General features: G+C 65.3%; 25 protein-coding genes. 12 read left to right on the forward strand and 13 right to left on the reverse strand.

Features of this window, described 5'->3' with window-relative positions:
• Positions 1-4: 4 nt before the first annotated feature.
• Together J9893_RS14405 and J9893_RS14410 are read left to right on the forward strand one after the other, a co-directional pair.
• Positions 5-715 carry an HAD-IA family hydrolase gene (locus tag J9893_RS14405; protein ID WP_043154052.1) on the forward strand — a complete coding sequence of 237 codons (711 nt, stop codon included), beginning with the start codon at positions 5-7 and terminating at the stop codon, positions 713-715.
• 71 nt (positions 716-786) lie between these two features.
• Positions 787-1,191, forward strand: a complete 405-nt coding sequence (locus J9893_RS14410; RefSeq protein WP_143238281.1) for a hypothetical protein — start codon at positions 787-789, stop codon at positions 1,189-1,191.
• A gap of 151 nt (positions 1,192-1,342) precedes the next feature.
• Here the strand turns inward: J9893_RS14410 and J9893_RS14415 are convergent, their stop codons facing one another.
• The 3 genes from J9893_RS14415 to J9893_RS14425 all read right to left on the reverse strand — a co-directional run bounded on the left by J9893_RS14415 (position 1,343) and on the right by J9893_RS14425 (position 5,064).
• Positions 1,343-2,113: a gamma-glutamyl-gamma-aminobutyrate hydrolase family protein gene (locus tag J9893_RS14415; protein WP_010672706.1), complete on the reverse strand. Its 771-nt coding sequence runs from the start codon at positions 2,111-2,113 to the stop codon at positions 1,343-1,345.
• A gap of 363 nt (positions 2,114-2,476) precedes the next feature.
• The gene (gene yidA / locus J9893_RS14420; protein ID WP_143236987.1) at positions 2,477-3,286 is read right to left on the reverse strand and encodes a sugar-phosphatase; all 810 of its coding nucleotides are present in this window, start codon (positions 3,284-3,286) and stop codon (positions 2,477-2,479) included.
• A 113-nt stretch (positions 3,287-3,399) separates the two neighbouring features.
• On the reverse strand, positions 3,400-5,064 hold the full coding sequence (locus tag J9893_RS14425) for a FapA family protein (protein ID WP_328222101.1): 1,665 nt from the start codon (positions 5,062-5,064) through the stop codon (positions 3,400-3,402).
• Between the two features lie 394 nt (positions 5,065-5,458).
• On the opposite strand from J9893_RS14425, the gene J9893_RS14430 reads away from it, so the two are divergent.
• Positions 5,459-5,974, forward strand: a complete 516-nt coding sequence (locus J9893_RS14430; protein ID WP_010672710.1) for a metal-dependent hydrolase — start codon at positions 5,459-5,461, stop codon at positions 5,972-5,974.
• Here J9893_RS14430 and J9893_RS14435 read toward each other — a convergent pair.
• Both J9893_RS14435 and J9893_RS14440 read right to left on the reverse strand, forming a co-directional pair.
• The gene (locus J9893_RS14435) at positions 5,971-7,146 is read right to left on the reverse strand and encodes a CinA family nicotinamide mononucleotide deamidase-related protein (protein ID WP_143236988.1); all 1,176 of its coding nucleotides are present in this window, start codon (positions 7,144-7,146) and stop codon (positions 5,971-5,973) included. The two genes, J9893_RS14430 and J9893_RS14435, sit on opposite strands and share 4 nt — an antisense overlap.
• Before the next feature lie 28 nt (positions 7,147-7,174).
• A complete protein-coding gene (locus J9893_RS14440; RefSeq protein WP_029313584.1) occupies positions 7,175-8,419 on the reverse strand; it encodes an HD-GYP domain-containing protein in 1,245 nt (414 codons plus the stop codon).
• A gap of 144 nt (positions 8,420-8,563) precedes the next feature.
• On the opposite strand from J9893_RS14440, the gene metA reads away from it, so the two are divergent.
• Complete coding sequence (gene metA, locus J9893_RS14445; protein ID WP_010672713.1) at positions 8,564-9,511, forward strand: homoserine O-succinyltransferase; 948 nt, start codon at positions 8,564-8,566, stop codon at positions 9,509-9,511.
• A 6-nt stretch (positions 9,512-9,517) separates the two neighbouring features.
• On the opposite strand, the gene J9893_RS14450 is transcribed toward metA, so the two are convergent.
• Complete coding sequence (locus J9893_RS14450) at positions 9,518-10,036, reverse strand: tyrosine-protein phosphatase (protein WP_010672714.1); 519 nt, start codon at positions 10,034-10,036, stop codon at positions 9,518-9,520.
• A 149-nt stretch (positions 10,037-10,185) separates the two neighbouring features.
• Here J9893_RS14450 and J9893_RS14455 point away from each other — a divergent pair, with 149 nt between their 5' ends.
• The gene (locus tag J9893_RS14455; RefSeq protein WP_010672715.1) at positions 10,186-10,656 is read left to right on the forward strand and encodes an Lrp/AsnC family transcriptional regulator; all 471 of its coding nucleotides are present in this window, start codon (positions 10,186-10,188) and stop codon (positions 10,654-10,656) included.
• Between the two features lie 55 nt (positions 10,657-10,711).
• Here J9893_RS14455 and J9893_RS14460 read toward each other — a convergent pair whose 3' ends face one another.
• Entirely contained in the window at positions 10,712-12,676 is a 1,965-nt protein-coding gene (locus J9893_RS14460) for an LTA synthase family protein (RefSeq protein WP_143236989.1), read from the reverse strand.
• Between the two features lie 258 nt (positions 12,677-12,934).
• Between J9893_RS14460 and J9893_RS14465 the strand changes: the two genes are divergently transcribed.
• Together J9893_RS14465 and J9893_RS14470 are read left to right on the forward strand one after the other, a co-directional pair.
• Positions 12,935-13,213: a DUF2442 domain-containing protein gene (locus J9893_RS14465; protein WP_041214353.1), complete on the forward strand. Its 279-nt coding sequence runs from the start codon at positions 12,935-12,937 to the stop codon at positions 13,211-13,213.
• A 117-nt stretch (positions 13,214-13,330) separates the two neighbouring features.
• Positions 13,331-14,947 carry an alpha-amylase family protein gene (locus J9893_RS14470; protein WP_143236990.1) on the forward strand — a complete coding sequence of 539 codons (1,617 nt, stop codon included), beginning with the start codon at positions 13,331-13,333 and terminating at the stop codon, positions 14,945-14,947.
• Between the two features lie 55 nt (positions 14,948-15,002).
• Here J9893_RS14470 and J9893_RS14475 read toward each other — a convergent pair whose 3' ends face one another.
• Both J9893_RS14475 and J9893_RS14480 read right to left on the reverse strand, forming a co-directional pair.
• On the reverse strand, positions 15,003-15,533 hold the full coding sequence (locus tag J9893_RS14475) for an MgtC/SapB family protein (RefSeq protein ID WP_045523053.1): 531 nt from the start codon (positions 15,531-15,533) through the stop codon (positions 15,003-15,005).
• A gap of 24 nt (positions 15,534-15,557) precedes the next feature.
• Entirely contained in the window at positions 15,558-17,000 is a 1,443-nt protein-coding gene (locus J9893_RS14480) for a RimK family protein (protein WP_041212263.1), read from the reverse strand.
• 187 nt (positions 17,001-17,187) lie between these two features.
• On the opposite strand from J9893_RS14480, the gene J9893_RS14485 reads away from it, so the two are divergent.
• The 4 genes from J9893_RS14485 (at position 17,188) to J9893_RS14500 (ending at position 19,309) form a co-directional block, all read left to right on the forward strand.
• Positions 17,188-17,661 carry an N-acetyltransferase gene (locus J9893_RS14485; RefSeq protein ID WP_103259406.1) on the forward strand — a complete coding sequence of 158 codons (474 nt, stop codon included), beginning with the start codon at positions 17,188-17,190 and terminating at the stop codon, positions 17,659-17,661.
• Positions 17,658-17,894 carry a DUF3624 domain-containing protein gene (locus tag J9893_RS14490; RefSeq protein WP_039039791.1) on the forward strand — a complete coding sequence of 79 codons (237 nt, stop codon included), beginning with the start codon at positions 17,658-17,660 and terminating at the stop codon, positions 17,892-17,894. The genes J9893_RS14485 and J9893_RS14490 overlap by 4 nt, the downstream gene beginning before the upstream one ends.
• 42 nt (positions 17,895-17,936) lie before the next feature.
• Positions 17,937-18,683, forward strand: a complete 747-nt coding sequence (locus J9893_RS14495; protein ID WP_143236991.1) for an SDR family oxidoreductase — start codon at positions 17,937-17,939, stop codon at positions 18,681-18,683.
• Between the two features lie 206 nt (positions 18,684-18,889).
• A complete protein-coding gene (locus J9893_RS14500; protein WP_143236992.1) occupies positions 18,890-19,309 on the forward strand; it encodes a hypothetical protein in 420 nt (139 codons plus the stop codon).
• Between the two features lie 106 nt (positions 19,310-19,415).
• Here the strand turns inward: J9893_RS14500 and J9893_RS14505 are convergent, their stop codons facing one another.
• The gene (locus J9893_RS14505) at positions 19,416-20,000 is read right to left on the reverse strand and encodes a hypothetical protein (protein WP_103243818.1); all 585 of its coding nucleotides are present in this window, start codon (positions 19,998-20,000) and stop codon (positions 19,416-19,418) included.
• Between the two features lie 184 nt (positions 20,001-20,184).
• Between J9893_RS14505 and J9893_RS14510 the strand changes: the two genes are divergently transcribed.
• Complete coding sequence (locus J9893_RS14510) at positions 20,185-21,360, forward strand: iron-containing alcohol dehydrogenase (protein WP_143236993.1); 1,176 nt, start codon at positions 20,185-20,187, stop codon at positions 21,358-21,360.
• 135 nt (positions 21,361-21,495) lie between these two features.
• Here the strand turns inward: J9893_RS14510 and J9893_RS14515 are convergent, their stop codons facing one another.
• From J9893_RS14515 to J9893_RS14525, 3 genes are all read right to left on the reverse strand, one after another.
• Positions 21,496-22,125, reverse strand: a complete 630-nt coding sequence (locus J9893_RS14515; RefSeq protein ID WP_185975502.1) for a glutathione S-transferase family protein — start codon at positions 22,123-22,125, stop codon at positions 21,496-21,498.
• A 106-nt stretch (positions 22,126-22,231) separates the two neighbouring features.
• Positions 22,232-23,500 carry an O-acetylhomoserine aminocarboxypropyltransferase/cysteine synthase gene (locus J9893_RS14520; RefSeq protein WP_143236995.1) on the reverse strand — a complete coding sequence of 423 codons (1,269 nt, stop codon included), beginning with the start codon at positions 23,498-23,500 and terminating at the stop codon, positions 22,232-22,234.
• A 138-nt stretch (positions 23,501-23,638) separates the two neighbouring features.
• A complete protein-coding gene (locus J9893_RS14525) occupies positions 23,639-23,815 on the reverse strand; it encodes a hypothetical protein (protein ID WP_084202829.1) in 177 nt (58 codons plus the stop codon).
• Between the last annotated feature and the right edge of the window lie 62 nt (positions 23,816-23,877).

A 23,877-nucleotide genomic window follows, 5' to 3' on the forward strand; every position in this document is an offset into this window, starting at 1 on the left:
AGCCATGCAGTTTTACCGTCGCTGGCAGCCGGTGGCCGCCATCTCGTTCGATCTGGACGACACCCTCTATGACAACGGCCCCGCCATCGCGCGGGCGGAACAGTGGATGCTGGACCACCTGCGCAGCGAATACCTGGCTACCGCCATGCTGGACAAGCCGCGCTGGCTCGCGCTCAAGCGCCAGTTGCTGCTGGACCACCCGGCGCTTAGCCACGACGTCAGCCTGGCGCGCCAGCGGGGCATTCGCGAGGCTCTGGTGCAGGGGGGCATGGAGCCCGGGCTGGCGGAGCAGCAGGCCAGGGCGGTGTTCACCGGCTTCATGGCCGAGCGCTCGAAGATAGAGGTGAGCGAGGCGACTCACGCCCTGTTGGCTCGTCTGGCGGCGCGCTACCCGCTGGCGGTGATCACCAACGGCAACCTGGATCTGGAGCAGGCGGGTCTGGCTGGCTACTTCACCCTGGTCTGCAAGGCGGGAGCGGGAGCCAGAATGAAACCGGCACCCGACATGTTCGTGCAGGTGCAAGAGGCCCTGGGGCTGGCCCCCGGCCGCATCCTTCATGTGGGGGATCACCCGGTGACCGACGTGCTGGGGGCCAGGCTGCACGGCTTTCGGGCCGCCTGGCTCAACGAGAGCGGTCAGTCCTGGCAGTCGCTGTCGCTGCTGCCGGATGTGGAGCTGGGGCAGTTGCAGGATCTGGCCACCCTGCTGCTCTGAGCTGGGGATGAGGGACAGATTCCGTGATCTATATCTGACAATAACAACAAGGGAGCAAGGGCGTGAAGGGAATGAAGGGTGTCATCTGGCTGGCGATCCCCGTGGTGCTGGCGGGATGCGATCTGGTGCAAGACCGTTACCGGATGGAGTTCAGGGACGGATCCTGGCGGGAGATCGCCATCTCCCCGTTTTCCAACGAGGCGCGCTGGCGCGAGGGGTGTGCCACCGGCGAGATCCAGGTGGACATGACCCTGCCCCTGAAACGGGGCAAGGTGGTGAATGGCCGGGAGCAACTGCTCATCGGCGGCGAGCTGTTCGAGCTGGAGGATGCCCGTCTCTATCGCGGCAACGGCATGGTGCTCGGGCAGGCCCCGGACCATATCCAGCGGGGCCTCAAGGGGCTGGATGTCTGCCGAACCCTGCGCCCTGATCGCGGGGCCCTGCCCAAGCTCAAGGGCAAGGGATTTGGCGACTAGCGCTTCTGCTGCTTGAACGGGCAGGAGGCGTCGCCGAAAGCAGTGGGCAGCTTGATGGCGTGGGGGGGTCACAGGCCCGCCACGTCGGATGCCTCTGGGCAGCCCCCGATGCACGGGGCCCTGCCCAGGCTCAAGGGCAAGGGGTCGGCGACTAGCCGACCTGCTGCCTGAATCGGCGGCAGGCGTCGCCAAAGGCGGTGAAGAGCTTGATGGAGTGGGGGTTCTCGCTGGCCTTCCACTCCGGGTGCCACTGCACCGCCAGCAGGAAGGGGGAGAGGGCGGGAGCGTGGATCGCCTCGATCAGCCCGTCTTCGGCATGGGCCAGGGGGGCCAGCCCCTTGGCCAGCGTCTTGATCCCCTGCCCGTGGAGGGAGTTGACCGGAATCGACGGCTGCCCCATCAGTTCGGCCAGCCAGGTGCCGGGCACCAGCTCGACCTGATGGCTCTCGCCATACTGCTCGTCCACCGGGTCATCCGCATCCTCCCGATGATCGTCATAACCCGGCTCGCAATAGACCTTCTGGTGAATGTCCCCCCCCAGGGCCACGTTGATCTCCTGCATGCCGCGGCAGATCCCGAGGATCGGCAGGCCACGGTCGAGGGCGGCGCGCACCAGGGGAATATCGAACAGATCCCTGTCCCTGTCCTGGGGCTTCTCCGGGGTGAGGTTCTCCTGGCCATAGAGGGCAGGATCGATGTTGGATCCGGCACCGCTCAGATAGACCCCGTCGGCGAGGTCCAGATACTGCTCCAGATCCTCGGTGCCACAGCAGGTGGGCACCAGCAGCGGCACGCAGCCGCTGATCTCCACCAGAGGCTTGATGTATTTGTGGGTCATGACCTGGTAGGCGTGGCCACTGCGGGTCTGGGCCCCCATGGTCATCAGCACGACGGGTTTGTTATGGGAACTGGGGTTGGGCATAGGTCACCTTGGCTATCCTTGGCGGTCTCATCCTGCGCCTTGGGAAGGCCCTTGCCGCCTCGGCTCGCAAGGGCATGCCTCAAGGCATGGTCGTGGGATCAGGGTCGCGCCAGCGTGCCAGAATCGTCGGTCAGCCTTGGCAACGACAGCCTGGATCCTGTCTCCAGTCTGCCAAGGCCGTTCAATATGTCAAACAAAATGATGCAATTATGTTAACCATTGATGTCGAGATACGGCTGCGAGTCCCATTTAAAGGGACTTGAGGGGGGGGGGCTGGTGCGGTGAGAAATTTCATGGTGGATATATTAAACATCTGGCCGGGCGGCCGGATAGCAGAAGGGGCCCACAGGGCCCCTTGTCGACTCAGGCGTTCAGGATGAAACGTTCGATCACCTGGGCGACCCCGTCTTCATCGTTGCGCCCCGTGGTGTGCTGTGCCAGCGCCTTGATCTCGTCGGTGGCGTTGCCCATGGCGACCCCGAGTCCGGCGTAGGCGATCATGTGGTGATCGTTGCCCGCATCCCCCACCGCGATCACCTGGGAGGCATCCAGCCCCAGGTGCTCGGCCAGGGCGGCGACGCCGGTGCCCTTGTTGCTGCGCTTGTTCATGAACTCGAGGAAGTAGGGGGCGCTGCGCACCACGGTATAGCGCTCGTGGAGTTCGACGGGCAGCTGGGCGATGGCACGGGAGAGCAGGGGCTCTGGGTCAATCATCATCACCTTCATGATCTGCTCGTCGTCGGGCAGGGTGGCGAAGTTCACCAGGTTGATGGGTTGACCGATGAGGCGGGATTCGTGCTCGGTGTAGGGGCTGATCCTGGGGCTGATGAGCCCCTGGCGGACGGAGAAGCCGTGGATGTTCACCCCCAGCTCACAGGCCAGGTGGGCGATGGCACGGGCATCGCTGCCGGTCAGCAACTGGCTACGGATGATGCGTTGCTCGGACACCTGCTGCACCAGGGCGCCGTTGTAGCAGATGACGTAGTCATCCTGGCCGGTGAGGCCCAGCTCGGTCAGGGCGGCGGTCATGCCTTCCAGCGGGCGGCCGGAGGCCAGCACCACGGTCACGCCCCTGGCGCGGGCTGCCGCGATGGCGGCCTGGGTGCGGGGGGAGATTCGGCCCTCTGGGGTCAGCAGGGTGCCATCCATATCCAATGCGATCAGCTTGTACATCTTCTCACTACCTGAGTCTGGCCGGCCCGCCCGATGGGGCCATGGGGAGGCCGAGTGTAGCGAAAATCGCCGCCGGGATCACGCCGCCTGCCGAAGCGGGGGCACGTTGCCCCTCAGCGCTGGCCCTGGTAGGGGGTCAGTTGCAGCTGATCTTCCCGGATGGCGAAGTGGATGGGGCCGTGCTCGATGTCGACCCTGTTGTGGTGATGGGCCATCTCCACCTCGACGCCGGGGAAGAGGCGCTGGGTGGCGATGATGTCCATGTTGGCCATGAGCGCCTGCAGCTCCCGCTGCGCCTCGGCGAGCTGCTCGTCCAGGCTCTTGCTCTCGTCGAACTGGCGGGTGCGCAGCGCCTTGATCTTCTGCAGGGTCTCGGGATTGCGCTTGTCACGGGGCAGTTGCAGCAGCCGCAGGATGAGATCCTGCAGCTTGTCTATCTGCTCGGCGCAGGTCTGTTTGCGCTGGCGCAGCGCCAGCTCCTGTTCCTTCTGGCTGAAATAGCCACCGAGGATCTGCAACCGGGTCCGATTGGCCGCCGAGGCTCCGAGCACCGGTGCCATGATGAGCCGGTTGGCGATGTTGATGCCGCCGATGAGGTGCCCCTTGCGCATGGCGCTGTCCCCCACCTTGAGATCCTGGCCGCTGCGGCAATAGCAGTGACTGAGCTGGCTCAGGATATGGATGTCGCCATCGGCCTCCAGCCTGGCGTACTGGGCATAGCTGGCGTGGATCTCCCCCCCGGCGTTGAGGTGGCAGAGGTATTCGTCGTCCGCCAGCTTGCGCCCTATGATGCCGTTGCGCACCGTGATGGTGCCGCCGGATTCGATGTAGCCGCCCTCGACGAAGCCGCCGATCACCACGTCCCCGCTGGTCTTGACGCGCATGCCGGGCATGACGTCCCCGGTGACCAGCAGCGATCCCTCGAACTCGACGTGGCCGTGGCGGATGTCGACCTGCTTGACGTTGAGTACCTCGTCGACCCGCATCCCGGCACGCTCCTGACAGGGGAGCCCCGGGCGGGTCGCCAGCAGCAGGTCCGGATCCTCGGGGGAGAGGCAGGTGCCATCACCCGGCGTCATGGCGCTCTCCTTGCCGTGGCGGGCGGTCAGGGTCTGGCCCGTCACGGTGAAGCCGTCGATGCCCTGGGTGGCGGGGTGCCTGCGCATCAGCAACGCCCCCGCCTTGACGGTGAGCAGGGTACCGAGGTCGCGCATGTCCACCTTGCCGTGATCCCGCTCCTGGGGTTTTAGGATCCGCTCGGCTGCGGTCTCCACCAGCCGCTCCAGGCGGGTATCCAGGCCGTGCCTGGCGGCCTTGCCGAGGGCGATGACGGGATTGAGCTGGACACCGGGTGCCGCCTCACCCGCTGCCTGGATGGCGGCGGCAAGCAGCCGCTCGCTCACCCCCTGCTTGACCGTGCTGGCCGCCAGGGCCTCCTGCAACTGGGCCAGGGTCAGGGGCTGGCCACCCCAGTCCGCGGTGATCTGCGCCCTGGCGCTCATCTGGTCCTTGTCCACCTGGATGAGCAGCCTGGCATCCTGGCGCCGGGCAATGGGGACTGGCGGATGCGCGGGGGCATCCGGCTCTGCGATGAGGGCGTTGAGCAGGGTGACGGCTTCGCGGATCCCATCGCCGAGGGGTTCGTAGCGCCGACAGTTGGAGAGTCGCAGCAGGGCCAGGACGTCGCTTTCCTGGATGGGCTCGGTGAGGCCCGGGGTGATGCGCAGGCAGACATAGCTCATGTCGGCCGACAGCTGAAACCACGCTTTGCTTAACACCGGGCCCTCCTTCGTTGTCCCTGTCCGGTTTGCCCCATGCCGGGGCCTCTCCTTGCCGGCATCCAATGCCGCCGGGGCGGATCCAACGCGCAGTATTCGGGTATTTTTCCTTCCGGGTCAACGATCTGAATGCAAATGGGTGAGCCGGGTTGAGGAAAAATCGGCTGACGGGAGAGGGGCAGAGCCGGCCATGCCATGGGCTCCATTGCAGTATTTTAGCGCAATATGCTGACGTTTTATGCTTTCGCTATCCAGAGTGTCCATCACGTTGAAGGTGGCGATGCAAATCACCTTGCCAGGCAGGAAGAGAAGGATTTTAATCTGTCGCCGCCCCAGGGCGAGGACCCTGGTCGCCACCGATCAGCCCCTTTTTCTGTCCAACCGAACGAGCCCCATGACCGCCCAAGGCCACCTGCTATTTTCCGTCACCTGCGTCCTGCTTGCCCACAAGGTCGAACTGACTCCGGCCCTGGCCGATGCCAGCCTGTGGCACATCGTCCCCATGGCCCTGGCGAGCGCCCTGCTGCCGGATCTCGATCACCCCCGTTCCCTGCTCGGGCGGCAACTGCCCTGGATCTCGGGGCCGCTCTCCCGGCTGTTCGGCCATCGCGGTTTCACCCACAGCCTGCTGGCGGTGGGGATGGGGGTCTGGGGGCTGGCCCAGGTGGAAGCCCCCTGGTTGCTGTCGGGGGCGGTGAAGGATGCCCTCATCGTGGGCTATCTCAGCCATCTACTGGGGGACTGGCTCACCCCCATGGGCATTCCCCTGCTCTGGCCCTGGCGTCGGCGCTTTCGCCTGCCCGGCCTGCCCCTCAAGAGCGGCGGGGGTTACGAGAGGGCCTTCTGCCTGCTGACCCTGGCGCTCGCCGGGTACTGGGTCCATGGTGGCGCAGGTTTGGCTCACTTCTAGCCCCGGGCGCCCTCCTGGCATGTGGCCGTTCGGGTCAGGGTGAGGTAATCGGCGAGCACCGGCAGCCCCAGCAGGTGGCGGCGCAGCATGTCGAGGGCGGCGAAGGCGAGGATCCGGCGACCGCTCGCGGGATCCGGGTGGCTGACCCTGAGCGTCTGGCCGTGCAGTTGCCCGTCGGCGCAGAGCAGCAGCGGCACGCCGTCCGGCCCGGCACGGCCTATGGTGAGGCTCAGGGGGGCGGCGGGCACCGCCAGTTGAGTCAGATCGTCGCTCAGGGTGTGGCTGAAGCCAGCGGTCAGGGCCGGGTGCCCGTGACACATGGCCAGCAGGGCGCCCCGGCTCTCCCCTTCCTGCAGGTGCAGCGACCGCTCCCCCAGCAGGGCCAGGATCTGGCTGGCAGGCGCCTCGTTGCCACGTCCCACCAGCCAGGGGGCGATGGCCGCAAGCAGCCTCGCCTCGGCGGCGTCCATGTCGGCGGTGCTGGCACCGTGGCCGATGAGCTTGAGCTCGATGAGGGGCATGGAGGAGCGGTAGCCCAGCTCGATGCCGGCAGGCCAGGGGGCCGCATCCAGCATGTCGCTGAGGGCGGACTCCGAGACGCCGAAGGTGTAGAAACGGCGCAGCTCGGTGTCGGTCTCTTCCCCGGCCAGCGCCTTGAGGCGGGGCATGATCTGTTCGCGCACCATCTGCTTGAACTCGAACGGCACGCCCGGGGTGAAGAAAAGCCGGCTCTGGCCGTGGCTGGCCGGGTGGCGGACCACAAAGCCGCAGGCGGTGCCCACCGGGTTGTCGAGGATCTCGCAGTGCCGGGGCAGCCAGGCCTGCTTGGTGTTGCTCCGGGCCATGGTGCGGCCCCGGCTGGCATAGCGTTCGGCCATGGTGGCGAGCCAGTCCGGGAACAGGGTCAGGGGCTGGTCAAACGCCTCGGCCGCGGCCTGGGCGGTGAGGTCGTCCGCCGTGGGGCCGAGCCCCCCGCACACCAGTACCACCTCGGCGCGGTTGGCGCTCTCCTGCAGCACGGCTGTCAGATCCGCGAGGTTGTCCCCCACGGTGGCGCGGCGGCGCACCTGCCAGCCCTGCTCCAGCAAGAGGGCGCTGAGCCAGGCGGCATTGGTGTCCACCACCAGGCCGGTCACTATCTCGTCGCCTGTGCTGATGATCTCGATGCGCATGGGGACTCCTTGGGTGGGGCCAGCCCTCTCAGGGCTTGCCGTGTTCGAAGTAGTAGCTGATCCGGGTGCGGGGGTTGAGGTATTCGAACACCGCCGGGGGCAGGCGTTTGGGCTGGATCACCTTGGCGATGGTCAGCCCGGCCGCGTCGAGGTCGATGATGGCCGCCTCCTGGCGCGGAATGCGGGGGTCGTATACCAGCACGGCGGGGTAGAGCAGGCGGGAGGCGTTGACCGACATCACTAGCCCCACCTGGCCGTTGGAGAGCTGCACCACGCTGCCCGGGGGATAGACCCCCATCAGCCGGATCAGCATGCCGAGGTGATCGGCGTTGAACTGGGACTTGCGCTGCTTGTAGAGGCTGCCGAGGGCCGCGTAGGGCACCTTGGCCTCCAGGTGGCAGAGGTTGTCGTACTCGTTGATGAGGGAGACGATCTGGGTGAGGGGATCGAGCTGATCGCCCTTGAGCCCCTGGGGGCCGGTGCCGTCCAGGTACTCGTGGTGGTTCTGCACTATCTGCTTGGCCGCTTCCGGAAAATCGCTGACCAGCCCCAGCAGTTCCAGGCCGTAGCGGGGATGCTGGGCCATCAGGTTCTGCTCCGGCTTGGTCAGCGGCTCCGTCTTGCGCAGGATCTGGCTCGGGATCCTCAGCTTGCCGATGTCGTGGAACAGGGCCCCCATGCCGACCTGACGGATCGCCTCGGCCGGCAACTTGCACTCCCGGGCGAGCAGCATGCTGAGCACGCTGACGTTGAGGGAGTGAAACTGCAAGCTGTTGCCATCATCGCTGTCGGAGACCAGGTGCAGCACCATCTCGTCCACCGAGAGGAGCTGCTCCGTCATGGCGTTGATCAGCTCCTGTGCCTCGCTGATGGCGTTGAGGGGGCGGGACTGGATCTTGCCCATCAGGTTGCGTACCTGAGCCAGGGATTGGCGGAACTGTTTCTCGCACTGCTGCAGGTCGCGGCGATAGCGCTGCAACTGCTCGATGCGCCGCAGTTTCTCCTGCTGCATCTCCTCCTGGCGGGCGACGAGACCCTCCCCCTCAACCTCATCTGCCTGGGGCTGGGTCTGGCCGAGGGGCTTGGGCGGCGTGTCGCTCTTGTCGGGAATGATGGTCACCAGCTTGAGGCCAAGGCGACGAATAAGCTCGATCTCCTCTTCGCTCTTGAGCTTGAAGCTGGAGAACAGAAACGGGTGCTCACGCCATCCCAAAGGCAGGGAGACATAATTGCCGACTTGCAGCCGTTCTACGGAGATCTTGATTCCTGTCATGGGGTTGGGCACGAGGGACACACTGAGCCGTATGCTAGTCAAAGGGCGGGGTGAATACAAAAGGTATCTGATGACAGCGGGAGCGCTTTATTATAGGCTTCTAGATGTCCAGACATATTTACCGATGCAGTACAGGGAGTCAGCATGCCGATCAAGATCCCGGACCAGTTGCCCGCCGCCGAAGTGCTGGGGCAGGAGAACATCTTCGTGATGACGGAATCCCGGGCCGTCACCCAGAACATCCGCCCGCTGCGGGTGCTCATCCTCAATCTGATGCCCAAGAAGATAGAAACCGAGATCCAGCTGATGCGGATGCTCTCCAACTCGCCATTGCAGGTGGACGTGGATCTGTTGCGCATCGATGATCGGGAGTCGAAAAACACGCCCCAGGCGCACCTGGAGAATTTCTATCACGACTTCGAGCAGGTGAGAGGCAACAACTACGACGGCATGATCATCACGGGGGCGCCGCTCGGGCTGGTAGAGTTTGAGGAGGTGGTCTATTGGCCCCGCATCGTCGAGATCATCGAGTGGTCCCATCAGCATGTCACCTCCACCCTCTTCCTCTGCTGGGCGGTGCAGGCGGCGCTGAAAGCCTTGTACGGCATGGAGAAACAGACCCACGGCGAGAAGCTCTCCGGGGTCTATCGCCACCACCGCCTCGACGAGCACGAGGCGCTGCTGCGCGGCTTCGATGACGAATTCGTGGCGCCCCACTCCCGCTATGCGGCCTTCGACGGGGATCTCATCCGCGCCCACACCGATCTGCAGATCTTCGCCGAGTCGGAAGAGGCGGGCGTCTATCTGGCCGCCACCAAGGATTGTCGCCAGGTGTTCGTCACCGGCCATCCGGAATATGACGCCCTGACCCTGGATGGGGAATACCGGCGGGATCTGGCGGCCGGGCTCACCCCCGTCATTCCGGTCAACTATTACCCGAACAACGACCCAAGCCAGACCCCGCGCGCCACCTGGCGTAGCCACGGTCACCTGCTGTTTTCCAACTGGCTCAACTATTACGTCTACCAGTTGACCAGCTACAAGGTGGAAGACATCGGCAAGGTGTTTACCTACCAGCAGCCCAAGGGATAGAGCCCATCAGTCCGCTCCGGCCAGCCGCCGCCCACGGGTATCGAGCCAGTGACGGTGGCAGGCCAGGGTGAAGGCGCGTGGCCGTCTGGCCCGGATGAGGGTCATGGCCTCCTGCTGGGGCAGCCCCTGGGTCATCAGCAGCAGGGCGGCCGCCAGCCCGGTACGCCCGCTTCCTCCGTGGCAGTGAATGGCAAGGTGCCGTCCCTCGCGTAGCAGGGCGAGCAGTCGGGGTTGCACCCCGGGCCAGGCCTGTTCGAAGGCGGCATCCGGTGCCTCGTCATCCGCAATGGGCAGATGGAACCAGCTCATGCCTCTGGCCTGCACCAGCTGCCCGAGAGAGAGGGGCCCGCACAGGGCCAGCTCCTCCACCGTCATCAGGGTCAGCACCCCGCCGGCACCGGCCAACTGCAACTGGGCAAGGGCGTCGGCCATGGGGACCTGCTGGCTGCCGGGGCAGGGGGTGAGCAGGAGCTGGCCGTCGAGCCGTGGAACGTCCAGGCTCCAGAAGGGATGGGCACTGAGCATGGGGTTCCTCGTGGTGGTCGGGGTCAACGGGATCGGCATCCCGCGGGTGCGGCACAGCATAGAGGGGCCGGAGGCGATGTCAATCTGCGTTGTGTTCGGCCCGGTTTACGGGCAGAGTCTAAAAAAATCGAGCGATGCAAGGAGTAAAGATGAGAAACCTGGATCAACTGGACTTGGACATCCTGGCCCATCTGTTTCGCGATGCGGGCATGACCAACAAGGATTTGGCGGCCCTGGTCGGGGTGGCGCCGTCCACCTGTCTGGAGCGGGTGCGCAAGCTGCAGCAGGATGGCGTGCTCAAGGGGGCGCACTGCGAGGTGGATTACCAGGCCCTGGGCGGACACATCCAGGCCATGGTCTCCCTGCAACTGGCCCGTCACAGCCGCCAGATCATCGATGCGTTTCGCGACGCCATCCTGGCCCTGCCCGAGGTGATCAGCCTGTTCCACATGGGCGGCAAGGATGATTTTCTGGTGCACCTGTGCGTCTCCGATACCGAACATCTGCGCAATTTCGTCTTCGATCACTTCACCTCCCGGGAAGAGGTGGTGCACCTCGAGACCTCCCTGGTGTTCGAGCACAGGTTCAGCCGCTCGCTTCCCTGCTTCCCCCACCCCTGACGGGGCGAGCCGCAAGAAAAAACCGCCCGAGGGCGGTTTTTTTGTGGGCGGTTCCTCAGTTGAGAGCCAGCCGGCTGTCCTGCGCCGTCCGGTAGAGCCCCTGCTGATAGGCCAGGCTGCCCCACAGGACCAGCCCCAGGGTGGCATCCTTCATGGCGCCCGGCTGCGGCGCCGGGGTGAGCGTCTCGGTCGCATCCTCGTAGATGAAGCCTTCCGGCGCCCGCTCGGGCTGCAGGATCACCACATCCTTGCCGCGCATCAGGGCGAAGTTCTTGTCGTATTGCATGATGGCGCGCCCCGGCCAGTCGGCGGGCATGCGGGTGAGATCCTTGCCCAGCATGGGGTAGTCGGCACTTATGCCCATGAGGGAGAGCAGGGTCGGGGCCATGTCGATCTGGCTGACGATGCGAGGGTCCTTTCTCGGTGCTATGCCGTCCCCCAGGATGACCCCCGGGATGTGGAAGCGGGGGATGGGCACCAGGCTGGCTCCCCCGACCCGGCTGTCGTGATCGGCGATGACCAGGAACAGGGTGTCCTGCCAGTAGTCCGATGCCCTGGCCTTCTTGAAGAACTCGCCGACGGCGTAGTCCGCGTACTTGGCGGCGTTGTTGCGGGTCTGCTTGGGCTGCTCGTACAGGGCGATGCGGTTGTCGGGGAACTCGAAGGGATCGTGGTTGCTGGAGCTGAACACCAGGCTGAAGAAGGGTCTGCCCTCCTTGTGCAGCGCCGCGAAGGTCTCGTTGGCCTTGGCCATCAGATCTTCATCCGAGGCGCCCCAGGATCCCTCGAACACCGGGTTCTTGAAGTCCTTCTGCTCGACGATGGTGGTGAAGCCGTTGCCGAGGAAGAAGCTGCGCATGTTGTCGAAGTGGCTCTCGCCACCATAGATGAAGCTGGTGTCATAGCCTCGCTGCTTGAGCAGGTCGGCGATGGTGAAGAAGTTGGTCTGGCTCTTGCCGAGCTTGACCACGGCCTGGGCCGGGGTCGGCGTGAAGCCGGTGAGCACCGCCTCGATGCCGCGTACCGAACGGGTACCGGTGGCGTAGAGCTGCTCGAACGCCCAACCCTCTTTCGACAAGGCATCGATGTTCGGGGTGAGCGGCAGGCCGCCGAGGGAGCCGACGAACTGGGCCCCCAGGCTCTCTTGCAGCAGGATCACCAGGTTTTTGGGCTTGCCCTGGTAGCTGGCCGTGTTGAAGGTCTGACTTGGCAGATCGGCAGAGGTGAAATCCCCGAGAGGGCGGCCGCTCTCCTCGCGGACTATCTCGAGTACCTGATGGTCAGCCATCTTGCCGTAAAACTGGCTGGCGTCCTCCTCGGCCCCCATCTGCTTGATGGCAAAGAAGAGGGAGTAGGCGGAGTTGACGGTGAGGGCGTTGACCAGGGGATCGTCGGCAAAGGCCACCATGGCCGGATTCAGGGCGCGATGGCCGAGACTGGAGCGGGCGCCGAGGAAGCCGACGGCGAGGATCAGCAGGGCGAAGGCGGGGCGCCAGTACCAGCGGGGGAAGCTTAGGTCACGCACCAGGCGGCCGCTCAGCCACCAGCCACCGCCCAGCACGGCGCCGCTGAAGATCACGGCCAGCAGCAGCTCGCCCTTGCGGCCAGCCCACAGCATGGAGAGCACCTCCTTCGGATAGATGAGGTACTCCACATAGAGGCGGTTGGGGCGCACTCCGTATTCGGTGACGAAGGCGGGAGTGGAGATCTCGAGAAAGAGCATCAGCCAGAGCCCCAGGGTGAGCCAGATCCGGATAAGCTGCATCCAGAGCCGCCCCGGCGCGTGGGGCCCGGCCAGCAACTGGGTCAAGACGGCGGGTACGCCCCAGACCCAGCAGAGGGTGGCGACGTCGACGCGAATGCCTTGCAGCAGCATCTCCTGCCAGCCAGAGACGGCATCCACCCGTTCCAGTTGCCAGAGCCCCAGGCCAAGGCGGCTGACGGTCAGGGAGATGAGCGCGATCAATGAAAAGACGGCGATGGGCCAAACCGGTCCCAGCCATTGTCTGATGGTGGTCATATTGTTCCTGCAAACCTGTTTGCGCCCAGTCCCCGGACGCATTGTTGTTATGGTGCAGGAGTATGACAGTGGCGCCTGGCAAAGGTTGCATGGGCATGGGGTATAAAATGGAGAGGTTGGCACGTTTTATGATTTTTTGTGACGGGATGCAGGGTTCGAAGAGAGCATAAAACGCTGGGGAAACTGTGATCCTGCTGGCACATCGAGACAATGGTCGTGCCTATAATGGCGCCGGATTTCTCAATCGGAGCCGAAGGGATGCCGGTCTTCATCGATGTGGAATATATGCAGGGCTGGTCTCTGTTCGTGGTGCTCTCCGACGGCACCACAGGCGTGCTGGATCTCACCCCCTGGCGCGGCCAGCCGCTGTTTGCGGCCATGGAGACCGAGCGTCGCTTCGCCCGTGTCTTCATCGATGATCGCCATCAACTGGCGTGGCCCACGGGCTTCACCCTGGCGGCCCACGAGGTCTACCACCTGATCCTGCCCATCGACGAGCGCGCCGCCTTCCCCGATCGCAACATGCATCGATTCTGACATGCTAACTCGTTGAGTCAGGTAACGTTTTCAGTCACAGACCCGCGTCGGTCAGGTCGTTATCATGACCCCAGTGCGGCGCTTTGGGCGCCCATCCACCACAGCGGGAACATAACAATGAAACAAGGAACGTTGCGTCGTGGCGGCCTCATCGGGGCCGCCCTGTTACTGACGGCTTGCGGCAGCGGGGGAGGCGGTGGCAGCAGTGACCCCCAGCCTCCGGTGGTCAATCCGCCCCCCGCGTCGGCCAGCCGCGCCTGCTACGGCAATGATCAGCCAGCCTGCAACCTGCGCACCTACCAGGTGATGGTGGAGTCCTTCGTTGACGGCGACGGCAGCGCCAACTACGGCGTCGGCTACGGCCCCTCCCGGCACAACGGCGATCTGCAGGGGATCATCGACAGCCTCGACCACATCAAGAGCCTCAACGTCAACGCCATCTGGCTCACGCCGGTGTTTGACTCCTGCGCCGGCCAGGCCGGGGACGACCGGCTGGATGCCACCGGTTACTTCGCCTGCGACTTCTTCAACGTGGATCCCAACTTCGGCAGCAACGCCCAGCTTAAAAAACTGGTGGACGGGGCGCACCAGCGCGGGCTCTATGTCTTCCTCGACGGGGTGTTCGGCCACGTCAACAAGGTGGGGGTGAGCAAGCCTTCACCAGAGGGGCGGCTGCCTGCCTTCAAGAGCGGCGGCGCAGGCTACCCGGGTCAGCTGGTGGATTACGGCCAGCCCGAGAGTCTGGCCTACTTCAAGGAGGTGGCCCGTTACTGGGTCGAGCAGTACGGCATCGACGGCTGGCGCCTCGATCAGGCTTATCAGTTGGGGCTGGATGACTGGCGCGCCATTCGCAGCGAGGTGGCGCAGGCCAGCGCGGCGCGCAAGGCCGCCGGCCAGCAGTGGGGCACCCTCGGCTACATGGTGGGGGAAGTGTGGAAGGGCGCCGACGAGATCCGTGCCCAGGCCTATGGCCCGAGCGACAACCCGGCGCTCTCTTCGGCGTTCGACTTCCCCCTGCGCTACGGCCTGGTACAGGCGCTGGCGGTGGAAGAGTCTGGCAAGGGCGGGCAGGGGGCCAGCGTGCTCGACGCCAGTTGGAACAAGGTGGAGAACTACCCGGACCACGCCATGCCCAACCTGATGCTGGGCAACCACGATCTGGTGCGCTTCGGCGATCTGCTGGAGCGGGGCAACTTCAATGGGGTGGACTACTGGCAACGCCACAAGGCGGCCTTCAGCTTCATGGCCGCCCGCTCCGGTCCCATTACCTTCTACTATGGCGAGGAGTTTGGCGACGAGGTGCCTGGCTTTGCCAGTCAGGTGGGGGGCGACTGTGCGGCCCAGGGGCTCTGCGATGATCACGTGGCCCGCAGCGATGGCAAGGTTCCCGGTGTCACCGGCTTCGTGCCGAGCAGCGAGCAGGCCGAGCTCAAGCAGTGGCTGAGCGATCTGCTGGCCTTGCGCGCCGGGCACCCGGCCCTCTATCAGGGGGAGCGGGTCAAGCTGGTGGCCGAGGGGAGCATCTATGGCGACATCAAGCAGACGGCTGGCGAGCAAGTAGTCTACCTGCTCAACGTCTCCACCACGCCCCAGAGCTACGCCGTGCCGGTCGGCAAGCTGCGCAGCGGCAGCGCCCTGGTGGATCTGCAGAGCGGCGAGAATCTGGCCATCGGTGGCAGCAGCGTGACGGTGGACTTGCCACCCCTCACTGGCCGCTTCCTGCTGGTGCGCTGAGGGAGGCAGGCAACAAAAAGGGCTCCATGATGGAGCCCTTTTTCATGGTGGCGGCTTACTTCTCGATGCCGCTGCCCAGATCGTCCCGGCGGGAAGAGACCGAGGACTCGGCCCCGTGGCGCCAGTGTTCCAGCCGATTGTGCACCCCGCGGCGCAGGCTCTTGAAGCTGGCTTCCAGGTAGTCCACCCCCACCAGGATGGAGAGGGTGACGACGGTGAGCAGCAGCGCCTGATGCAGCATGTCCATGCCGATGAGGGCGCCGAGGGCGGCCAGCATCCAGATGGCGGCGGCGGAGGTCACCCCCAGCACCTGACCATCCCGGGTCATCATGACCCCGGCCCCGAGAAAGCCGACCCCGGTGATGAGCTGACCCAGCACCCGCGCCTGATCGGCGCCCTGAGGACTGACGGCGGCGCCGATGGCGAGAAAGCAGTAGGTGCCGAGCACGATGAGGGAAGAGGTGCGGATCCCCACCGGTTTGCCGCGAAGCTGCCGCTCCAGCCCCACCAGGGTGCCACACACCAGACAGACCAGGATGTTCTCCCAGCCAAGGGGCGCGATGTCCCACCACTGCATTGTCATCATATCCACCTCTGCTCGCGATGCTTGTTATCCTGTCGCGCTCTGCCCCCGGTTCTCCAGCCGCTGGCGGAAGGCCCGGGCGAGGCGCTCGTAGAGGTCCTTTGCCTCCCTGTCTTCAATATCGCCACGTATCCAGGGGTTGTCGATGATTTCCAGCAACACGCAGCCCTGACCCTGCTGGCGCAGATCCACCCCGAACAGGCCGTTGCCGAGCTGGTGCACGGCGCGGCGGGCGGTTTGCAGCACCCGCTCCGGCACTTCACTGAGGGGCAGCGCCTCGATGCGGCTCATGTCGAGGGGGTGTTTGCGGCGACGGATGCGGTTGCCGGGTTCGGGTCGGTAGCGGCGGCAGGCGAACAGCGGCGAGCCGTCGAGAAAGCCGATGCGCCAGTCGAACTCGGCAGGGATCCGGCTCTGGACCAACAGCAGGGCGGAGCGGGCCAGCCCCTCGTCCAGCAGGCGGGCGAGCTGGATGTCATCGCTGGCCATGGCGAGGTCGCGCCCCTGGGCGCCGTCGGGGATCTTCACCATCAGCGGCAGACCGAGGCGCTGCACCAGTTCGTCCACATGCTGGCGGCCGCGGCGGGTCACGACGGTGGTGGGGGGCATGGGCACGCCGCTGCGCACCATCAGCTCGTAGAGATAGAGCTTGTTGCTGCAGGCGAGGATGGCACGGGAGCTGTCGATGACCGGCATCTTGAGCTGCTCGGCACGGCGGGCAAACTCGAAGGTGTAGTGGCCGACCGCGGTCTCGGCGCGCAGCCAGAGGGTGTCGAACTCCGGCAACCGCTCGATGGCCGAGGGGGGCAGGATCTCGGCCTGGATCCCCTGGGCAGCGGCCGCCTTGATGAAACGCTCCAGCGCCAGAGCATCGCTGCTGGCGCGGCCGTCGTTGGGGTCGACCAGGATGGCGAGCTGGTAGCGTGGCGCCGTCTGCTCCTCGTCCCCCGTGCCCACCAGCGCCTGGGCGTGCTGCACCATCAGCGCCTTCTCGCTCGGGCTCAGCGCCAGCGGTGACAGGCTCTCCTGCTGACGCACCGACCAGCCGTGGCGACCGCGCTTGAGGGTCAGCTCCTGCAGCGGCAACTGGCTCAGGCCGTAGTAATAGCGGGCGAGCCCCGCCAGCTCGCTCTGTTCGCACTGGCCGAAGATGGCGCGCACCCGGATCCTGTCTTCGCTCTGCTGGGCCAGCCAGCCCTGCAATTTGCGCCACAGCTTGGCGGGAGGCTGCTGGGGCTGCAGCCGGCTGATGGCCTGCAATCCGGGCAGGCAGTGGTGGCCGCGGGCCTGGGCCAGCAGGGAGCAGTAATAACCGGCCCCCAGGTGTTCCAGGCTGCGGCAGAGGTTGATGATGCGCGGACGCCCCCCTGTGGTGGGCAGACCGTGTTGCAGGTAGGTGCGGGCGGTCAGCAGATAGTCGGCATGGCAGGGCCAGTCGCCCGGCTCCTCGACGATGACATAGGTACTCATATTTTCAGGCTCCACAGAAAGGACTGCCAGAAACGGCAGGATCCCCAGTGGGCTTCGATGCACCGACAAGCACGACAATGGCGCGAGGGGAAACAAGAGGTTACAGTGCCTAATATTCTGCCTTGGTAACTTGTGATACAAGTCGCATTTCTGGTGCTGAGGATAAATAACCGAACAAGGACTCCCCGTGTTGACCGTGCGCGCCGCCCGAGCCGATGATTTGGGCGCCATCGTGAAGCTGGAACGCTACTGTTTTCCCCCCGAGGTCGCCTTCGGCCGCAGCCGCTGGCACTATCTGCTCAATCAGGCCAAGGGGCGCACCCTGCTGCTGCAAGACGAGAAGGCGCAGGTGATGGGCTATTTGAGCGTGCTGGAGCACAAAGGCTGGGATCGTCTCATCATCCAGACCCTCGCCATCCGCTGGACCGTCCGCCGTCAGGGGTGGGCACGCCGCCTGCTGGAGCAGGTGATCCGGGAAGGGCGCGAGGCCGGCTGGGGGGCGATTCGCCTCGAGGTCGCCGACGCCAACCCAGAAGCCAGGACCCTCTATCAGGGGCTGGGGTTTCGCCCCGGGGTACGGCTGCCCGATTATTACGGGCCCGGACAGCATGCCCACCGCCTGGTGCTGGCGCTGGGGGATGAGCGGCAGGCGCCATCATGAGTTGCGAGGACTGCCTGGCCACCGCCATCAGGGCCAAGCTCGGGCGCTGCCCGGTCTGCGCCGCCCAGACCTTTCTCATCGGGGCCGTCGGCTGGCTGGTCTGGTGGTGGTGCGGCGCCGATACCTCGGTCAACGCCCTGACCGGCCTGCTGTTCGCGCTGGGGGGCTCGGGTCTCTTCCTGCTGCATCTGGCGGTGTTCGCATGGCGAAAGCTGGGCAAACGCGACATATAACGTGCTGATTTTTCAAGAAGACAAATAACAATGGAGGTTCACATGATTGCAATGGTAACGGGCGCCTCGTCCGGCTTTGGTGAGGCCATCAGCCGCCTGCTGGTGAGCGCTGGCCACCGGGTGATCGGCACCGGGCGTCGCGCCGAACGGCTGGCCGCCCTGTCCGAGGAGCTGGGCGAGCAGTTCCTGCCCCTGGTGTTCGACGTCCAGGACAAGGCTGTCACCCGCGCCGCCATCGAGGGGCTGCCGACCGAATGGCAACAGGTGGATCTTTTGGTCAACAACGCCGGCCTGGCACTGGGGCTGGAGCCTGCCCACAAGGCGGATCTGGAAGACTGGGAGCAGATGATCGCCACCAACATCAGCGGCCTGACCCTGATCACCCGGTTGCTGCTGCCGGGCATGGTGGCGCGCAACCGCGGCCACGTCATCAATATCGGCTCCATCGCAGGGACCTACCCCTATCCGGGCGGCAACGTCTACGGCGCGACCAAGGCATTCGTGAAGCAGTTCAGCCTCAACCTGCGCGCCGATCTGGCGGGCACGGCCATCCGCGTCACCAACGTGGAGCCCGGCCTGTGTGGTGGCACCGAGTTCTCCAACGTGCGCTTCCATGGCGACGACGCCAAGGCGGCCACCGTCTATCAGGGGGTGCAGGCCATCCTGCCGGAAGACATCGCCAATACCGTACTCTGGATCAGCGAGCAGCCCGCCCACGTCAACATCAACAGCATCGAGATCATGCCGGTGGCCCAGACCTTCGGTCCGCTCCACATCAGCCGTCGCTGATGTCATGACGAGCAGATTCCTGTCCACAAGAGGCGCCTTCGGGCGCCTTTTTTTGATGGGTCTGGTCGCACTCGTCATGGAGTGCAGAAGGAGGCGTGCTGTGACCCGTGCTGAACCGTGGGATGGCCTGCATTTTGCTGTCTTCGGCCCATGGCGGGGAACCCATCCCCGGAGCCGGCGAGGCCGGCAGTGAGCGTGGAGCCTTCATGGATATCAAACCCTATGGTCATCAACTCGCCCAGAGCGCGTCCCAGAACCGAGCCCTGGCGACCCTCAGCGACAGCGACGACAAGCAGAGCGGCTGGTCTCAGCAGGTCAGCCTCTCCAGCCAGGTGCTGACCGGCAAGGCGCAGCAGGCGCTGACCTACGAGCATCTGGCCAGGAACGGCAAGAACACAGTCCTGACCGGTGGCGTCAAGGATGTGCGGGTGCAGCAGATGGTGGACAAGGCCCTGGGCTTTGATCGCAAAAAATTTGACAATCTCGAGCGTCAGCTCAAGGGGATAGCGGATGACAAGACGCTCTCTGCCGAGGAGCGCGAAACGCAGAGCAAGGACCTGGCCGCGCAGCGCGATGCCATGCTCAAGGAGGCCATGGATCGCCTCACCGGCAAATCCGCCTCCTAGGCATGATGTGATTCAAACGGCAATCTTTGGGCGTTAAAGGCAAGGGGTTGCCCCCTTGCCACGGGGCCGGCAGGCCGTGGGAGGCACGGCCTGCCGTGGTCAGAGCTCAGGGACTCTGGGGGGCGATCCCGATGGCGATGGCGGTGGTCTGCACGGCCTTGATCTGGTCCCCCTTGGCGATGAGGGCGAACTGGGCCGGATCCTGCACCTTGAGGGTCAGGGTATGGTCGACCCCCTTGACCCGGATGGTCTGGTGCGCCTTGTCCACGTCGATGACATCGGCATAGATGGTTACCTGCATGCCGGCGCCGGCTGCGGGTTTCTCCCCGGCGGCCGCCTTGCCCCCTTCCACTTCCACCACCCGTTTTCTCACCCCGGCGGTGCCCTTGAGTAGGGTCAGGTCCAGCAGTTGCAGATATCTCAAGGCCACGACATCTCCCACCTTGAGCTGGGGAAGGTTGGTCACCTCCTCCCCGGCGATCAGATTCAGGGTCTGCCCTTCGGCATTTTTCAGGCTGACCTTGCGGGTGGCCAGGTCGATGGCGGTGACGGTTGCCCTGGCGGTCAGTTCTTCGGCCAGGCTGGCTTGTCCGGGGGCCACGGCCACATGGGTGGTGACCTCGGCGGCATAGAGCAGGGGAGGGGCACAGAGGGTGAGGGCACCCGCAATCCAGGCGTGCTTCAGTTTCATGATAGAGACCCTGTGAGTGGGAAAGGGACCCCGGGAGGGGCTTGAGGGGGCGACGAACTCGTCTGCCCGCTATCACCATAGCAAAGCCGGGCAGGAGCGCCCGGCATCGGCAGGCTGGCATCGTATTTTTGACGACAGGCTCCCGTTTTGACCTGATGGCACGGCAGGCGCACAATTCCCCGGCATGCAATCAACCGAGGGCTCTGCCGTGTACAACTTCCAATATGCCAATCCCACCCGCATCTGTTTTGGTGAAGGCCAGATAGCCATTCTGCCGGAGCTCATCCCAGCCGGCAGCCGTCTGCTGGTGCTCTACGGGGGTGGCAGCACCAAGCAGAACGGGGTCTATGAGCAGCTGACCCAGGCGCTGGCGGGACGGGAGTGGCAGGAGTTTCCCGGCATCGGCGCCAACCCCCAGTACGATCAGCTGATGGAGGCGGTGGCCCTGGTCAAGCGCGAGCGCATCGACTTCCTGCTGGCGGTGGGTGGCGGCTCCGTGGTGGATGGCAGCAAGTTCGTGGCCGCCGCGGCCTGCTTCGAAGGGGCGGACCCCTGGGAGATCCTGCTGCACAAGGCCCCCGTCGAGGCGGCGTTGCCGCTCGGCTGCGTGCTGACCCTGCCGGCTACCGGTTCGGAGAGCAACCCGGCCGCGGTGGTGAGCCGGGGGGAGGCCAAGCTCTCCTTCATGAACCCGCTGGTGCAGCCGGTGTTTGCGGTGCTGGATCCCACTACCACCTACAGCCTGCCGCCGCGCCAGGTGGGCAACGGCGTGGTGGATGCCTTCGTTCACATCATCGAGCAGTATCTCACCTTCCCGGTGGGGGGCGAGGTGCAGGACCGACTGGCGGAAGGCCTGTTGCAGGTGCTGGTGGACAACGGCCCGCGGGCGCTGGCGGAGCCCACCAACTACCAGGTGCGCGCCAACCTGATGTGGGCGGCCAGCCTGGCGCTCAACGGCCTCATCGGGCGCGGCGTGCCGCAGGACTGGTCCACCCACGCCATCGGTCACCAGCTTACCGCCCTGCACGGGCTGGATCATGCCCAGAGCCTGGCGGTGGTGCTGCCCTCCCTGCTGCGGGAGCAAGCGGCCCAGAAGCAGGAGAAGCTGGCCCAGTTCGCGGAGCGGGTCTGGCACTCGACCCGGGAGGACAGGGCGCTGCGCATCGAGGAGGCGATTATCCGCACCGAGCAGTTCTTCCGGCAGATGGGGGTGGGCACCCGCCTCGCCGACTACGGCCTGGATGCGCGCTGCATCCCGGGGATCTGCTCCAACCTCAAGCGCTTCGGCCTGACGGCCCTCGGGGAGCAGCAGGACATAGATCCCGACAAGGTGGCCAGGATCCTTTCCCACGCGCTTTAAGTCAGGGGGCCAGCACCTGGCAATCAGAGTGGCGCGGATCCTCTCTCTCGCCCTCTGATCACCGGCTGGTCAACGGAAAAGAAAACGCCCCGATCTTCGGGGCGTTTTGCATGGCGTTGCCTGTCGCACAGCCGCTTATTCGGCGCTGCAGTCCAGCTCGCGCTCCAGCGCCGCCGCCTTCTGGCGGGCCGGGTGGGTGTTGAGCCGCTGCCAGTAGGCTTCAAGGTGCGGGAATTGGGCCAGCTGGCCGCTCTGGGCCAGCAGGTCCACCAGGAAGGAGTTCAGTATGTCGGCGCCGGTGAGGCGATCGGCCACCAGGTAGCGGCGGCTGGCCAGCACCTCATCGAGGTAGCCCAGCACCTTGGCGCACTCTGCCCTGGCGTAGCCCGGCAGGAAGCGCATCGGGCTGCCATCCTTTCGCACGAAGATGTCGAGCAGCAGCGGCAGTATGCCGGAGCTCTCGGCGAAGTGGAGCCACTGCAGGTACTCGGCGTACTCCGGGCTGTCGGGGGCCGGCGCCAGCCGCTCGGGGGCGTGGCGGGCGATCAGGTACTCGGTGATGGCACCGGATTCCGCCAGCACCCGGCCGTCAAACTCGATGACAGGTGACTTGCCGAGGGGGTGGATGGCCTTGAGCTCGGGGGGCGCCAGGAAGGTGGCGGCATCGCGCTGGTATGCCTGGATCCGGTAGGGCAGGCCCAGCTCTTCGAGCAGCCAGATGATGCGCTGGGAGCGGGATTTGTTCAGGTGGTGCAGGACTATCATGGGAACCTCGACGGGGTGACGGAAGGGCATGATACGCGCCGGCACTGAAACTGGTTCACCGGCTCACAGAAGAAAAGAGCGGGGCTGCCCCCGCTCTGCTGCTGGCTCAGGCCTCCAGCGCCTGATCCAGGTCCGCCAGTATGTCCTCGATGGCCTCGATCCCCACCGACAAGCGGATCATCTCCGGCTTGACCCCGGCCTTGGCCTGCTCCTCTTCGCTCAGCTGGCGATGGGTGGTGGAGGCGGGGTGGCAGGCCAGGGACTTGGCATCCCCGATGTTGACCAGCCGCTTGAAGATCTTCAGGGCATCGTAGAAGCGCACCCCCGCCTCGTAGCCCTCCTTCAGACCGAAGGAGAGGATGGCCGAGGGGCGGCCGGCCATGTACTTCTCCGCCAGCGGGTAGTGGGGGTGGCCCGGCAGGCCGGCGTAGCTGACCCAGGCCACCTTGGGGTGATGTTTGAGGTGATGGGCCACCCGCAGGGCGTTGTCCACGTGGCGCTCCATGCGCAGGCTGAGCGTCTCCAGCCCCTGCAGCAGCAGGAAGGCGTTCATGGGGGCCAGCGCCGCGCCCGTGTTGCGCAGCGGCACTGTGCGCACCCGGCCGATGAAGGCCGCCGGCCCAAAGGCCTCCGTATAGACCACCCCGTGGTAGGAGGGCTCGGGCTGGGTGAGCTGGGGGAAGCGCTCGGCATGGTCCGTCCAGGGGAACTTGCCCGAGTCGACGATGACCCCCCCCAGCGAGTTGCCGTGGCCACCCACGTACTTGGTCAGGCTGTGCACCACGATATCGGCGCCGTGCTCGATGGGCTTGCACAGCACAGGGGTGGCGACCGTGTTGTCGACAATCAGCGGCACGCCACGGGCATGGGCTACCTTGGCGAAGGCCGCCAGATCGACGATGTTGCCGGCCGGGTTGCCGATGCTCTCGCAGTAGACCGCCTTGGTCCTGTCGTCGATGAGGGCGGCGATGGCCTCGGCGCTGTCATCCCTGGCGAAGCGCACCTCGACCCCGAAGCTCGGCAGCATGTGGGCGAACAGGGTGTAGGTGCCGCCGTAGAGCTGGGGCGTGGAGACGATGTTGTCGCCGGCGGCGGTCAGCGCCTGGATGGCGTAGGTGATGGCGGCGGAACCCGCCGAGACCACCAGGCCGGCGATCCCCCCTTCCAGGGCGGCCATCCGCTGTTCCAGCACGTCGTTGGTGGGGTTCATGATGCGGGTGTAGATGTTGCCCGGCACCGCCAGATTGAACAGATCCGCCCCGTGCTGGGCGCTCTCGAACTCGTAGGCCACCGTCTGGTAGATGGGTACGGCCACCGCCTTGGTGGCGGGATCGTGGGAAAAGCCGTGGTGCAGGGCCAGGGTCGCATCTTTCATCACACACTCCTTGTTGGATGTCGCCATCATGGATGGATAGACGTCCAATCTAGCAGGCCCGGCGCCGATGTAAACCACCCAATCCGGTAAAGCAATGCCGGCACGCGGTGGTGGCCATGGGGCCTGTCCGGGGCGGGGTCAGAGGCGGCGGCGATACTCCCTGTCGTCTATCTGGTGCATGTCCCACTGCATCAGGCGGTTGAGCTGGCTCATGGGGTCCTCGATCAGGGTCAGGGGACGGGGCAGGATCCGCAGGAAGTAGCGACGCAGGGTCTGCTGGATCCGGTTCGGCTTGGGGGTGGCGGCTTGGCTCATGATGGTGCTCCTGTGCTGTGGTGTTCACGTTCGCCAGCAGTATTGAGCTAAAATGAGGAAGT

It is taken from the genome of Aeromonas sp. MaB10011B (assembly GCF_017939325.1).
GTDB lineage: Bacteria > Pseudomonadota > Gammaproteobacteria > Enterobacterales > Aeromonadaceae > Aeromonas > Aeromonas caviae.